The sequence below is a fragment of the Oceanobacillus salinisoli genome (assembly GCF_009733865.1).
Classification (GTDB): domain Bacteria; phylum Bacillota; class Bacilli; order Bacillales; family Amphibacillaceae; genus Oceanobacillus; species Oceanobacillus salinisoli.
Genome location: NZ_WOFB01000001.1, coordinates 183,051 through 197,339 on the forward strand (window position 1 = coordinate 183,051; position 14,289 = coordinate 197,339).

The window sequence follows — 14,289 nt, forward strand, 5'->3', positions numbered from 1 at the left end:
GTTTTTGGCCGTCTTTTTAGTTTTACAGGGATGAGAAATGATAGGTGCTAAATGCTGTTTTAATGGAGTCTATTAGGCTACCAATCTAGTTAATCTCGTTAATATGGACTAGAATAGATAACAGTCTATTTCTCCTATTTTATTTTACATAAGTTAATTTACCATTTATACCAATTTTACATTCTTCATTTATAATAAAGTTGATTTTAAAGCTATGAAACTTTAAAGTATTCCAATTAATTGAAGGGAGTAATTTAAATGAGTAAAGAACGTGAAATGGAACAAATGCTGAAGTCAGAATCGGAACGTCTGTTAAACCATTCGATGGATCGCAGGAATTTTTTGTCACAAACAACGAAGGTTGCCGGTATTGCATTAGGAATGACATTAGCCAGTCAATTTAATGGATTAAAGGTAGACGCTTCTCCACAGTTAACAGGCTATCCATTTACGTTAGGTGTTGCTTCTGGGGATCCACTTTCTGACAGTGTTGTACTTTGGACTAGACTTGCACCTGAACCATTAGCTGATGGTGGTGGAATGCCTCATTCTAATATACCGGTTGAATGGGAGATTTCCGAAGACAAAAATTTTCAGTATATTGTCAATCAAGGATCAGAACTTGCCCGCCCCGAACTTGCTCACTCCGTGCATGTAGAAGTTTTTGGTCTACAGTCTAACCGTGAATATTATTATCGTTTCAAGGTAGGAAATGAAGTTAGTCCTGTTGGTAAAACCAGAACATTGTCTGCTCCAGGTGAAAATCTAGCAAAACTAACCTTTGCTTTTGCGTCCTGTCAGCAATTTGAGCATGGTTATTATACAGCTTACAAGCATATGGCCGAAGAAAAACTAGATCTCGCAATCCACCTTGGAGACTATATTTATGAATATGGGCCTAACGAGTATGTTGCAAGTACAGGTAATGTACGTACACATAGTGGTCCGGAAATTATTTCATTGGACGATTATCGAAACAGATATGCTCAGTATAAAACAGATAAACACCTCCAATCAGCCCATGCTGCATTTCCATGGATCGTGACATGGGATGATCATGAAGTGGAAAATAATTATGCTGATGAGATTCCAGAGAGAGGTCAATCCGTTGAAGAGTTTATTAAAAGAAGAGTGAATGCTTATCAAGCTTATTATGAGCACATGCCTTTACGGGAATCCAGCCTTCCGCAAGGTCCAGATATGAACTTATACCGCCGTTTTACTTACGGGAATCTAGTGGAATTTAATGTACTGGATACACGTCAGTATCGTGATAATCAAGCAAATGAGGATGGAATCAAACCGCCAAACGAGGAGTCCATGGATCCGAACCGTACCTTGCTTGGAGATGAACAAGAACAATGGCTGCTTGATGGTCTTGGGCGTTCGACAGCACGCTGGAATGTGTTAGCGCAGCAAATCTTTTTTAATCAGCTCAATTATGATACGAATGGCTCGGTTCTTTACAACATGGACGGTTGGGATGGCTATTCTGCTAGCAGAGACCGTATTCTTGAATATGTGAAAGGCAATGATGTGAGAAACTTGGTTGTTTTAACCGGTGATGTTCACGCAAATTGGGCAGGGGACATCAAAGAAGATTATGATAATCCAGATTCACAAATACTTGGTTCTGAATTTGTTGGAACTTCCATTTCATCTGGTGGGGACGGAAGTGAAAAGCGAGAGGATACGGATGCGATTCTTGAAGGTAACCCGCATATTAAATTTTTCAATGACTATCGTGGCTATGTGCGCTGTACGATAACGCCTGAGAAATGGACAGCGGATTACCGTGTCGTACCATATGTAAGCCAGCCTGGTGCTTCCATCCATACCCGGGCAACGTTAGAAATTAAGAATAACCAGCCTGGATTAGTTCTCAAAAAGGACAAGCCACTGTCGAATAATAAGAAATCCAATGAAGTGGAGGAAGATCGTATTAAAGCACAGGATCAAGCACATGACAAACAAGTTAACAAGCGTGATCGCATTAAAATAGGAAATGAATAAGCTATTTCAGCAGATAGGGAAGTAAAAACTTTCTTCTTGCATAAGTGCAACTAAGGCTATCGCCTAAAGGCTTGGCGATAGCTAAGTTTTCTAATACGTTAGGAAAGTATAGGAAAAACGAACACATTCACTAAAAGACGAGCGAATGCGAGTTTTTCTAAGATGGTTTAAATGAAAATCATCTGCCTATATTAAAATTTTAACATTTTCTATGATAAAAGGTTCCATTAGGGACTCGATGGGGTCTTTTTAGTAGATAGTTAGTATAAACGAATAATCTAACAGGGCTATTGCTCATCATAGAGACTCCGCGACAGAGATTTTTAATCTATTATAAATGATTCTTTATATAAAATATGAATTAGGGGAAGGTGTATAAATGTTTTCATCGATAGGAATACCTGGTTTAATTTTAATCTTAATCATCGCTCTAGTCATTTTTGGGCCAAAAAAGCTTCCGGAAATTGGAAAAGCAACAGGGCAAACGTTAAAGGAATTTAAAAAGGCTAGCTATGATATTGCCGAAGATGAAAAGAAAGAAGAAAAGAATAGGAATGAAGAGAAGGCTGAGTAATTTATTCGCTTTGAAGATGTAGGGAAACCTGCATCTTCCTTATATCTTTGGAGGGAGCGGTTGAGTTGGGGAAAGAAGTCCATGTAAATAATCACGAAATGGATGTCGTTGGCCATTTAACAGAATTAAGAAATCGAATTATCATCACACTTATCTTTTTCGCTTTGTTCTTCTTAGTGGGATTTCTTTTTGTAGAAGATATTTATTCATTTTTTATAAGCGATACGGAAATAGATTTAATTGTTATTAGTCCCTCAGAGATTATTTGGATTTATTTTCGTATGGCAGGATTAGTGGCACTGACTGGAATCATTCCTGTTCTGGCATATGAGGTTTGGGCCTTTGTGAAACCAGGCTTGACGAAAAGGGAAAGAAAAATTTCTTTGTTATACATTCCTTTCTTATTTCTATTATTTTTAGGAGGTCTAGTTTTTGGTTATACGGTATTTGTTAAATTGATATTTCCTTTTATATTATCCTTATCAGAAGGTATGTTTGAAGTCATGTTAACGGTTGATCGGTATTTTAAATTTTTATTTCGGATTACGGTACCATTTGCTATCTTGTTTGAACTGCCCATTGTTGCTATGTTTTTAACAACACTTGGAATTCTAACACCCGATTATATGAAAAGAATTAGGAAGTATGCCTATTTCGTTTTAATTGTACTTTGTACCATGCTGACCCCGCCAGACCTGTTTTTACCTATTATTGTTTCCTTACCTCTCATCCTGCTGTACGAAGTCAGTATCCAATTGTCTAAACTGGTATGGGCTAAAAAGCAAGAACAGCATGAAGAATTTTTAGAGAGGGAAAGTATATGAGAAGCGTAGGAGAAGGTTAGGAAGTACTGAAAAAAGTCCTCTTAAATAGAGTAACGTAGCACCCTATGAAAAGTGACTTTAACCGCTAATCAAGTGAAATAGAATTTATCACGTGAGGAACTGGCTGTAAGCCCCCCCACTTTAAGAAATCGAGATCCTGATAAATTGGGGGACAGGCAGCCAGTAAATTCCTGATTCGTTCATCTAACTAATAGTGGGAGGAAAACACTGATTTGAAGATCCGTTTTATTAAGAGACTTAAAAAAGATCCTTGTTTACTAGTCTCGGATGGTCTAGTTTGTTTCCTCAGTTAAAGATGTTGGAAGCAGCAGAACCTTCCCATGCTTCTTAATCTAAATAATTGGTGTAGTAAGGATTTTCTCTGTTTTCGGTTTGAACGGATATCCATTGAACCGTTGTAAATTCTTCTAAAGACCATTCACCACCAAAACGACCAATACCAGAAGACTTTTCACCACCAAAAGCAATCAGCGGTTCGTCATTTACACTTTGATCATTTACATGAACCATTCCTGTTACAATCTGTTTTGCTACTTCTACACCTCTTTCAGGAGAACCAGCATGGACAGCTCCACTAAGGCCAAATGGTGTGTCATTTGCGATACGAACGGCATCCTTATCGTCTTCAGCCGGAATAATGGTAGCAACAGGACCAAACATTTCGTTTTTGGCTGTTGAAACATCATTTGTTCCTGTTAGAACATATGGATGCATAACATTTCCTTCGACCTTTCCTTCCAGTTCAATTTTTGCACCTTGGTTTTTTGCTTCATCTATTTGCTCAAGAATTCGATCGATGGCTTCCCGATTAATTAATGGTCCTATTAAAGTATCTTTATCACGAGGATCGCCTACTTTAATTTTTTTCGCTTGATCAACGAAACTCTTTACAAATTCATCATATTTATCTTTATGAACGATAATGCGATTAATTGCCATGCAAATTTGGCCATTGTGCATAAATTTACCAAACAATGCAGAGTTCACAGCCCTTTCCACATCTGCATCACCGAGAACAATCAAGGCATTATTTCCGCCAAGTTCAAGGGCAGTTTTTTTAATATTTCTTCCACAAAGTTCGCCAATATGACGTCCTACAGGTGTAGAACCAGTAAAGGAGATCAGTCTTGGAATCGGATGATCCACAAATGCATCGCCGATTTCTTTTATATTCGGAATAACGACATTCAAAAGACCTTTAGGTATACCTGCTTCTTCAAAAACCTTTGCAAGGAGTATGCCACCAGTTATTGCAGTCTGTTCATCCGGCTTCAGAACAACTCCGTTTCCAGTTGCAAGGGCGGGAGCAACAGAACGCATAGCAAGATACATCGGAAAGTTAAATGGTCCGATTACTCCAACTACCCCAAGTGGTTTCCGGTAAATTCTATTTTCTTTACCAGGAATGAGGGAGGGAACGATCTCACCAGTCATTCTTAGCGGAAAAGAGGCCGCTTCCCTAGTAATAGCTATAACAAAGTCTATTTCAACATTGGCCTTTAGGTGGGATGAACCGCCTTCATTAATCAGGTGTTCAACAAATTCCTCTCTTCTTGATTCCATAATTTGAACCGCTTTTTCCATAATGGACGAACGCTCAAATGGATTTAATTTCATCCATTCTTTTTGCTCTTTTTCAGCAGATTTATAGGCCTCGTCAATATCTTCTTTGTTGGCCATTTTGATTTTTTCCAATACTTGTCCATTATATGGATTGGTCACTTCGTACATCGTTTTTCCATTACCATCTCTCCATTTTCCGGAGATATAATTTTTATTAAGGTTTTCGTAGGTCAAAACAATCTCTCCTTTATCCATCGTTTTCGTCAACTTATGTAATATTTTTACAACTTCTTTAGTGCTTCAATTAAGTGAATCGGAATAAGTTGAAATAAATATCCTTTTTTAATATTTGCCTTTTTGCAGGTATTATACGACTTCTTAAATGAAGGGAGTGTTTTTATCACGTGATTAACTGGCTGTAAGACCCTTAACGAGAAGAATTCGAGATACCTCAGAAATTATAAGTGGGGGTCGGGCAGCCAGTAAACTCCTAATTCGTTCAGAGGCCTTTAGGTCATCCTCTAGGGCTAACAATCAGTGGGATATGGAAAAAAACCACTGGTTGAAGATTCACTTTAATACAAAAAGCTGATATTCCAAATATGGATTGGAAAATCAGCTTTTTTGAGACTTCTCACTATTCAGTGGTTGAGGGTCCAAGTTGAAAGGAAGAGTTGCCAGTATTAACGGACATTAGCTTGCACTACCACTCATATAACCCTCTAAATCTATCTTCTGTGTAGAGTGAATACAAAGTTTAAATATATGAAATTAGTAAACCACCAATTGCCCCCGTTAACACGATAACCCAAGGTGGCAGTTTCCAGTATACCAGCATACTAAATAGAACTGCTGCAAGGGCAAAATCGATTGGTGCCAAAATAGAGCTAGTCCAAATTGGATGATAAAGTGCTGAGATTAATATACCTACAACAGAAGTATTTACTCCAATTAAAGCACCTTTAACTTTCGGATTACTGCGTAGTGCATCCCAAAAAGGCAATGTACCTAATATAAGAAGGAAAGCAGGTAAAAAAATTGCAAATGTAGCAAATAATCCACCTTGCCAGCCGTTAATCACAGCACCAATATAGGCTGCAAACGTAAATAATGGTCCTGGTACTGCCTGTGCTGCACCGTATCCTGCAAGAAAGTCCTGTTCACTTAACCAGCCTGCAGGAACAAATTCCTGTTCTAATAGCGGTAACACAACATGGCCACCACCGAAAACAAGGGAACCTGACCGATAGAAACTATCCAGTAAAGCGACCCATTCCATGGATGTTAGGTTACGGAGTATAGGAAGAAATACTAGTAGTCCGAAGAAAATCGTTAAGCAAATATAACCAAAACGGCGTGATACAGGAAAATTGGTAACCGATTGTTCTTCCTGAATCGTTTGGTTTCGATAAAGTAGAAAACCGACAACACCTGCTAATAGAATGACACCAATTTGTGTGTAGGCTGTTTGCCATAATAACGTGACGACTAAAGCAAATAAAGCAATCGTTTTTCGCTGTAAGTCAGGAGTTAAATTTCTTGCCATACCTAAAACCGCATGTGCAACAACAACAACAGCTATAATTTTTAATCCATTAAACCAGCCTGCGTCTTCGATTCCAAACGTATGAAGCACGGATGCAAATATAATTAGTGCAATGACAGATGGAAGGGTAAAGCCAAGAAAGGAAATAAATCCTCCTAATATTCCCCCTCGCATAACGCCAATACCAATCCCAACCTGACTGCTGGCAGGTCCCGGTAAAAACTGACAGAGCGCAACTAAATCAGCGTAGCTTTTCTCGTCCATCCATTTTCTTCTTCGGATATACTCTTCATGAAAGTACCCTAAATGTGCAATGGGTCCACCAAATGAAGTGAATCCAAGTCTGGTGGAAACCAATAAAATTTCTAACCATATTTTCAATCTATTATCTTTATGATTCATCACTTGCACCCTCCTTAACTATTCTTTAATTTCTTTAAATAATTCATAGGCTTTAGCCCGTGCTTGATCCAAAATCTCCTCCCCTTTGCTGGTTGCGGAGTAATATTTTCTTATTTTTCCTTCTACATTTCTCTCTTCCTTATGTAAAAGCCCATCTGATTCCATGTTGTGAAGGATTGGATAAAGTGTTCCAGCGCTGATTTCATACCCATGTTCCTGCAGTTCTTCATGCATCCAGGCACCGTAAATAGGGTGTTCTTTTGCATGATGAAGAATGTGGATTTGAATAAAGCCTAAGAAGAGTTTTCTTAATATTTTATCTTCCAGTTTTATCTACCTCTTTCTGTAATCGAAAATTAATATCGGAAATCGATATCGAAATTAGATATTTTTAAATTAACATACCCTGTTTTGCCTAACAATAACTTTTACTAAACGAAAATAATTTTAACATTTTCTTAATATATGTCGGTTGAATAAAGATATTTTGGGCGAGGGCAGCCGTGGTTTGTTTAAATACAGTATTGGTATAGGATTATGCATGAAATTTTTGGTATTCAAACCTGTTTATTTTTGGAAAAAATAGAGGTTTTAAGTAATTCTTGATACGTAGAATATAACGGAGGAATGGGTAGCACCTTTGCAATAGTGTGTTCGCCCCCTTCATTTAGACGAGTCTCTATATAATAAGTCCAGTTTAGGTTAAATCCAATAAATACTCTTATGATTATCTCATAGGAGTATTTATAATAGAAATTTGTTTATGAAGAGAAACCGATAAACAAGATGAGGATTAAGATGCTATAATTTTGCTTAAATCCTGTATTTCATCATAGATCTTCTCTTTTAAACTTTTGTCAGGACATTTTTGGTATTCATTTATTAATAAGTAGATTTCTCTAACAAACAGAGACATCTCTTCTTCAGAAATCATAGATATCACCTATCTTATCTTAATAATTATATTTTAGTTATTTTGAACTACTTTTTCAAGTCTATTAACATACAAATAAGTAATATATAGTATATATATTGTAGGAAATAATTAATAGTAGCAAGCCAATCATTAAAAAAAACTGATATCCTGCAAATATTTATTATATGACTAACTGGCTGTAAGACCCGAGCAGGATACTTTAAGTGCGTGTTCAAAAAGGAGGATGAAAAGGAACGAGAAGTTCGAGGCGGCGAGGCAACGAGCTTCCACAGGATGTGGTGACTTCTACGTTGCCAACAGGACGTGGGCGGTTTTAGTAGAAGGCCTCTATCGATGTGTAATTTCACCGGACTTTTTGAACATCCTCTTTAAGAGTTATAAACAGCGAATGGGCAACAGTATATTCCTAATCTATTCAAAGGCCTTTAGGTCATACCCTTGTGGTACTAACAATCAGTGGAGGATGAGTAAAACACCTCACCCACTGATCTAAACTTTATGAAATAGCCAAGAACACTCGTGACTTTAGTCATGAGAGGTTCAGACTAAATCTAAGTTGTTACTAAATAGTATTACGATAAGTAAGAGGATAATGACTAAACTGACAAATAGAATGGATAGCTTACGGGATGTTTTTGCTTTATCTACTTCGTTCCATTTTACTGGGCGGATTCCGCTTAGTGAAAAAATGATGATTGCAGCTAAGATTACTGAAGCGATATTTCCCACTAGTAATAGCGTGGAACCATAAGCCTCCTGCCACATTCCTGAACCAATGGTCATCCCTACTACAACGGTGGGTGGTAAAAGGGCCACAGCAACCATCACACCGACTAAGGAACCTGGTAATCGATTGAGAATTGATAATGCTCCAGCTGTTCCTGATGCCAATGCTAAGACAATATCTGATACATTTGCATGCGTTCTTGATGAAAATTCACTGCTTTCCATTGGAACAGGAAAAAAGAAGGTAAAACATATGGATATTCCTACTACAATAATAATAGCGTACAGTAAAGTAAAGGAAGAACTTCGCAATAACTGGAAATCACCTAAAATGGAAGAAAAAGCCATGGAAATAACAGGACCGAGCATCGGAGCAATCACCATGGCACCAATAATGACTGCTTGGCTATTCTGGATAAAACCTATCGTAACAACTATTGCTGATAATATAATAAGCAATGTATAGGTTAGAGTGATATGACTTGACTTTTGTATCGTTCCAATCAGCTCCTGACGACTGGCTCGTTGAAGCTTATTGGTTTCTTCCTCTACTTCTTTTCTTTTTTGTTCCTTTTCTTCCTCTGTCGTTCTGGTAATATACGTTTGAACAGGGAATAGGAGGACTTCAAATCCGTCAATTAGATGAGTTAAACTTTCCAGATAGTTCAGGATTTCTTCCGTGTTTTTAGTTTCTACAAGAACACGAATCAAAGTCCTGTCTTTTGATTCTATGGAAACCCAGTAGGAAACGTGAGGATATTCTTTTAAAGATTCGTCCACTTTATCAAAATATTTATCAGGAACATATGCTTCTACAAGTTGTAAATCCACAATTCCATCTCCCATAATGAAAGGTACATACAATACTTATAGGTTTTCCATTAAAAGCAGTTTATAAAAATAAATATTGATTTATCACGTGTTTAATTGGATATAAGACCCTTGACGAGAGAAATTCGTGATCCTTCTACATGATAAGTGAAGGTCAGGTGGCCAGTAAACTTGTAATTCGCTTTCTAACAATCAGAGGGAATGAAAAGAACTTTCAATTATTCAATATTCACTTTATTTTAGGGAGGCATCAAACCTTTATTCCTTGATATCATTTTCAGTAAACGATTCATTTGATTCATTTAAATAATGATTTTCATTTGTAGCGAAAGAAACGGACTGTAAACTGTCCTCAGCATCCAATCCATAAAATTTGTATTTTTTAGCGAGTGTTAGTTCTTCATTTTTATTTTTCTTTCCACTTTTTCTATCCATCATAGTTTCCTCCTCTTCTTCTACATTTTGATTATAAGTTTTAACATGTCCATTTCATGAATAATTAATCCAGACTCTTTTACAAAGTTTGTTTTTATAAGACGGATGTAAACTTTATATAGTAGCTTTCGCTTGTTCTAATGAAGATAGCGTTCATGTGTTGGCTCCGGCACGTATTCTGCCTACGCTAGTACTAGTTTCCTGATTAATGTGTAGACATAACCTAAAAAGAATGGTTAAACATACACGATAAAAAGACACCTATTTAAAAAGGTGCCTATGCTTATGGGATCAATTTTCTTGTAATTTATTGACGCTCTTACTAGGTAAACGCCATCCAAATCGATGTGATGTGATACGTAATAGAAGGATGGCTATAAATAGGCTGTACAGCTGATAAGCTTCAGCTGCCCATCCCATGCCGATAATAAATCCAGCGAGAATGGCCCATAAAAGGTAGATTTGTTGGCGGAATACGATTGGTTTTTGTTGGGCTAACACATCTCGAATGATTCCTCCACCAGCTCCTGTTATAGCAGCTGAAAACATAATGGCAATGAGTGGAAGATTGATAGAATGTGCATGCATCGCACCTTGAACGGCAAATGCAGAGAGGCCAATCGCATCAAAGATACTCCACTCCTTTAATTTGTGAACCGTACTATTGGGTAATAATAATATGATGGTAATCGTGATAATCGCAATAATAAAAAGGAATGTTTGCTGCCATAATTCAATAATCGGGATACCGATGAAAAGGTTTCTAATAGCTCCACCACCAAAAGCAGTAATTAACCCTAAAACGTATGTGCCAATAATATCGTATTTTACCTCCATTGCAATAATTGCACCACTCATTGCAAAAGCCATGGTCCCAATTGCGTTCAAAACATCCCAAACCATAAAAAAACCTCCCTAATCATTATGTAACAACACCAAATACAAGAAACCATCTCTCTGTCCTTGTACCTGAGAGTTTTACCTAATGCTTAGTAGGTCTCCCCCTTGGGTGGCATAATGCGCTCTCCAGAGAAGCATCCTGCTGTGGTCCTTTAACCTGAGAGATTCATCTTTTTAAGATTTGCCCCTTCGGTGACGGTCATTAATTTACGTTCTCTCCCACAGCAGATTTTCGCTCGTATTCTTTTACATAAATACAATAGGGGATGATAGCTTGACTTGTCAATAAAAGATTGAAAGAATATTAGAATGTCTAAATAAATTAACATTTGAACCAAGTTTTTTTGATGAATAGCTCCTTTGTTTATAGATAAGAAAGTATAAATCTGCGCTTTGATGTCTAGCTCCATCGCCTAGCGACTAGCGGACTTCCCTCACCTCCGTACGATAAAGAAGACTTGCCGATTGGTGAAACCAGAGGCTTAGTCGCACTTATACCTTGCGGTAAAAGTCAACATCGACTCAAGTTTAGGCAGGCCGACTAACAGCGGGCTAGCGCTCAGGCGTCGGCATACCCCTATGAAGGGGCATGTTTCCTTTTCGCTAGCATAAGATTCACTAAGATTACTACATTCGTAAAAATCAAGATCATCTAATCTCCTACGGGGATTGTTCGGCTAAAACCGCCGCCTTGCACGGCAACACCGAACCACCTGGCGTGGCCAGGCGCAGTCCGTACGTCGCTAAACGGGCGCTTGCGATTTTCTTACACGTTAGGAAAGTATAAAATTTTAGCAATGAAGTTTTTCGATGTAGCTAAAATTTTAACGTCCCAAGTATACGAAAACCTACCCATTCGCTAAAGGACAAGCGAATGAGAGTTTTTCTAATGAGAACTTAAAACAAATAAGTGTGGAGTTATGTGTGTTTTTCGTTATAATAGGGTTAACTTAACTAGAAAGTAGTAAAGGTGTGTGTATAAGATGATTCCCATGGTAAACCTTTCTCATTATTTAATGGAACATGCAGAATCTTTAGCAATAGAAGTTGTCGAAGGTGTTATTCAACGGATGAACTTAAATATACCAGAATGGGAAGAGGAGCAAGCAATTAGAACATATCTTGATCTTTGGGAATTTTTAGGACAATATCTGAAGGATAGAGATAAAGGGTCGATTCCCGAATTTTTTCTTGAATGGAGCAAAAAAAACTCGGAGATGCAAGTACAATCAGGTGGAGATATTTCCGAAATTGTGAAGCGCTATCCTCCAACAAGGGATGTATTCAACGATATCATAACTAGAATTAGTATGAAATTTGGTTTGTCTGTTAAGGAAAATGCTTCTATCATTAAATGGATTAATAATACTCTGGATATTAGTTTAAATGAGACCTTTTCCTGGTTCAAACATCTTAATGATAAGTATAAAGAAGAGGCAGAAAAAGAACTGCTGAATTTGTCAGCACCTATTGTGCCCATCCAAGATAATATTGTTATTATCCCTTTAATTGGAAAAATTGATGACGACAATACTCGGCATATAGAGGAAAATGTCGTTCCAAAAATTGCAGAAATGCAGGTTAATTATGTTATAGCCGATTTTTCAGGGGCGTTAATAGACAATCAGAGAATATTAGATCTTCTTGATCGAATAGGAAAAATGCTGGGATTAATGGATATACGTCTTGTTTTTACCGGTTTACGTCCAGATTTAGTAAAGCTCATTGTAAATAGTAATTTTGAAATTTCCAACGTGGATTCCTTTGCGACTGTTAAGCAAGCTGTTGAAAACATACATAACAAAGTGCAAATGGGGGAGAGTTAGTACTATTTCTTTAAAAAGAAAAAAATAGAATACAAAACATTACAATACGCTTTGATTTAGTTGCTAAGTAATGTTTTGTTTTTATGTTAAGCAATTCCTTATATAAAGGTTCTATTCAAATAGCATAGGAATTAACAAGATATTCTTCAATAAAATCTGCAAGACCGTCTTTTTCATGATGCCCCGTGACAAAATCAGCAGCTTCTTTCACTTTTGGTGCGGCATTGGCCATTGCAACACCTGTTCCAGCATGACGAAGCATTTGTATATCGTTTGGTCCATCTCCTATCGTCACTATTTCTGTTTGCTTAATTCCGTAAACACGAAGTAATGTCTTAATAGCTGACCATTTGGAAACTCCATGTGCAACAATTTCAAACCCATCCTTCCAATGGATGATATCTCCTTCTTTTGTAAAACATTTTGATAGAGAAGGGTTAGAACTTCCTGTACGTATATCGTATTTTAGTGCATATTTATAATTCGCTTTTCGTAAATTACCAATATAACGCGGTGGTACGCGACCTTCTCGAGTCCATTCGTACATTTCTTCATTCATCTGATTAGAGTAAAGCCCATCAGAAGTGTGTATGAGAACGTGACATGGATTTTCGCCAGTAAACTGGTGAAATCGTTCCTTATCCAACATAATCGGTTTGATTTGAATCGGATTTCCTGTTCTCCCATCGTGTATAGAAGCTCCATTTAAACAAATCATTGGTGTTTGCAATCCAAGTGCTTGATGATAAGGAGCAGTAATCTCATATTGCCTGCCAGTTGCCAAAAACACCTTAATGCCCTGGTTGATTATCTTATATATAGCCTCAGCATTTCGCTTGGAAATACTGTTATTGGCTGTTAGCAGTGTCCCGTCCATATCTATAAATATCGCACGTACATCCACTATTATTCCTCCCTTTAACTTCATAAGCAAATCGTATCATCTTAATGTAAAGACCACTTTAACTAAATGTATTATTTAGATGAATTTTTTTCACGTTAGGAAATCGTTCATTTCAGCTTAGAAGTGGGTGCGAGGTAGCTAAAGGCTTAATGTTCCAAATATAGAGGCTGGGAGCCGGAAAGAAATATTTTAGTCGAAGAAAAATCCGAACTACCTTTCTACGTTAGAGATTCAGAATTAGTTCGGAATTTCCCTTTTAGTGAGGATGTTTTCTGAAAAGTTGGGACCTTCAGTTACTCGTCCGATCGAAAAAAATTTGTTGTCTTTTGGGGATTATAAGCTTCTATAATCTGCAACCATTCGATTTTAGGGTTGTGTATTTTAGTTATGTTCCTGCCTCAATAATTTTTTCTTTTATGCAGCATATGTTTCGTTCCCCATTCATGCATGGCATGTAAAATCGGCTCTAGTGTCTTTCCATATTCCGTAATCGAATACTCTACTTTGGGAGGAACCTGTGGGTAGACAACACGTTCAATAATGTCTTCTTCCTCTAATTCGCGCAGCTGTTTCGTTAACATCTTTTGAGTGATTCCAGGTAGACTTCTTTTAAGCTCACTAAACCTCTGTGTGCCTTCCTTCAGTAAATGCAGTAGGATAATCGGTTTCCATTTGCCAACTAATATGCCTAATGCATCTTCTACTCGACATAATTCAGGTTCAATTTCCATTAAACTTCTCCCTTCAATAGTATCCTTTTGTATACTTTACCATAAAAAAGTATGTA

At 37.3% G+C, this 14,289-nt stretch carries 12 protein-coding genes and 2 riboswitches; of the genes, 4 read left to right on the forward strand and 8 right to left on the reverse strand.

Features of this window, described 5'->3' with window-relative positions; translation table 11 throughout:
* The first annotated feature begins 258 nt into the window (after positions 1-258).
* The 3 genes from GMJ66_RS00795 (at position 259) to tatC (ending at position 3,411) form a co-directional block, all read left to right on the forward strand.
* Positions 259-2,013, forward strand: coding sequence for an alkaline phosphatase D family protein (locus GMJ66_RS00795; RefSeq protein ID WP_156288437.1), 1,755 nt, complete (start codon positions 259-261; stop codon positions 2,011-2,013).
* Between the two features lie 379 nt (positions 2,014-2,392).
* Positions 2,393-2,587 carry a twin-arginine translocase TatA/TatE family subunit gene (gene tatA, locus GMJ66_RS00800; RefSeq protein WP_156288438.1) on the forward strand — a complete coding sequence of 65 codons (195 nt, stop codon included), beginning with the start codon at positions 2,393-2,395 and terminating at the stop codon, positions 2,585-2,587.
* 65 nt (positions 2,588-2,652) lie between these two features.
* Positions 2,653-3,411 (forward strand): twin-arginine translocase subunit TatC, encoded by a 759-nt coding sequence (gene tatC / locus GMJ66_RS00805; RefSeq protein ID WP_331279649.1) that lies wholly within the window; start codon positions 2,653-2,655, stop codon positions 3,409-3,411.
* 348 nt (positions 3,412-3,759) lie between these two features.
* Here the strand turns inward: tatC and GMJ66_RS00810 are convergent, their stop codons facing one another.
* The 6 genes from GMJ66_RS00810 to GMJ66_RS00830 all read right to left on the reverse strand — a co-directional run bounded on the left by GMJ66_RS00810 (position 3,760) and on the right by GMJ66_RS00830 (position 10,775).
* Positions 3,760-5,250 (reverse strand): aldehyde dehydrogenase family protein, encoded by a 1,491-nt coding sequence (locus GMJ66_RS00810; RefSeq protein ID WP_156288439.1) that lies wholly within the window; start codon positions 5,248-5,250, stop codon positions 3,760-3,762.
* 502 nt (positions 5,251-5,752) lie between these two features.
* Positions 5,753-6,943, reverse strand: a complete 1,191-nt coding sequence (locus GMJ66_RS00815) for a chromate transporter (RefSeq protein WP_156288440.1) — start codon at positions 6,941-6,943, stop codon at positions 5,753-5,755.
* An 18-nt stretch (positions 6,944-6,961) separates the two neighbouring features.
* On the reverse strand, positions 6,962-7,270 hold the full coding sequence (locus GMJ66_RS00820) for a PadR family transcriptional regulator (protein WP_156288441.1): 309 nt from the start codon (positions 7,268-7,270) through the stop codon (positions 6,962-6,964).
* A 1,150-nt stretch (positions 7,271-8,420) separates the two neighbouring features.
* Positions 8,421-9,437: a TIGR00341 family protein gene (locus GMJ66_RS00825; protein ID WP_156288442.1), complete on the reverse strand. Its 1,017-nt coding sequence runs from the start codon at positions 9,435-9,437 to the stop codon at positions 8,421-8,423.
* 258 nt (positions 9,438-9,695) lie between these two features.
* Positions 9,696-9,872 (reverse strand): hypothetical protein, encoded by a 177-nt coding sequence (locus tag GMJ66_RS20350; RefSeq protein ID WP_197046563.1) that lies wholly within the window; start codon positions 9,870-9,872, stop codon positions 9,696-9,698.
* A 291-nt stretch (positions 9,873-10,163) separates the two neighbouring features.
* On the reverse strand, positions 10,164-10,775 hold the full coding sequence (locus tag GMJ66_RS00830; RefSeq protein WP_156288443.1) for a trimeric intracellular cation channel family protein: 612 nt from the start codon (positions 10,773-10,775) through the stop codon (positions 10,164-10,166).
* A 50-nt stretch (positions 10,776-10,825) separates the two neighbouring features.
* Positions 10,826-10,906, reverse strand: a riboswitch (glycine riboswitch).
* Between the two features lies 1 nt (position 10,907).
* Positions 10,908-11,004: riboswitch (glycine riboswitch) on the reverse strand.
* Between the two features lie 751 nt (positions 11,005-11,755).
* Here GMJ66_RS00830 and GMJ66_RS00835 point away from each other — a divergent pair.
* Positions 11,756-12,598, forward strand: coding sequence for an STAS domain-containing protein (locus GMJ66_RS00835; protein ID WP_156288444.1), 843 nt, complete (start codon positions 11,756-11,758; stop codon positions 12,596-12,598).
* Between the two features lie 115 nt (positions 12,599-12,713).
* Here GMJ66_RS00835 and GMJ66_RS00840 read toward each other — a convergent pair whose 3' ends face one another.
* On the reverse strand, positions 12,714-13,502 hold the full coding sequence (locus GMJ66_RS00840; RefSeq protein WP_156288445.1) for an HAD family hydrolase: 789 nt from the start codon (positions 13,500-13,502) through the stop codon (positions 12,714-12,716).
* A 398-nt stretch (positions 13,503-13,900) separates the two neighbouring features.
* Positions 13,901-14,233, reverse strand: coding sequence for a winged helix-turn-helix transcriptional regulator (locus GMJ66_RS00845; RefSeq protein ID WP_156288446.1), 333 nt, complete (start codon positions 14,231-14,233; stop codon positions 13,901-13,903).
* Positions 14,234-14,289: the final 56 nt, after the last annotated feature.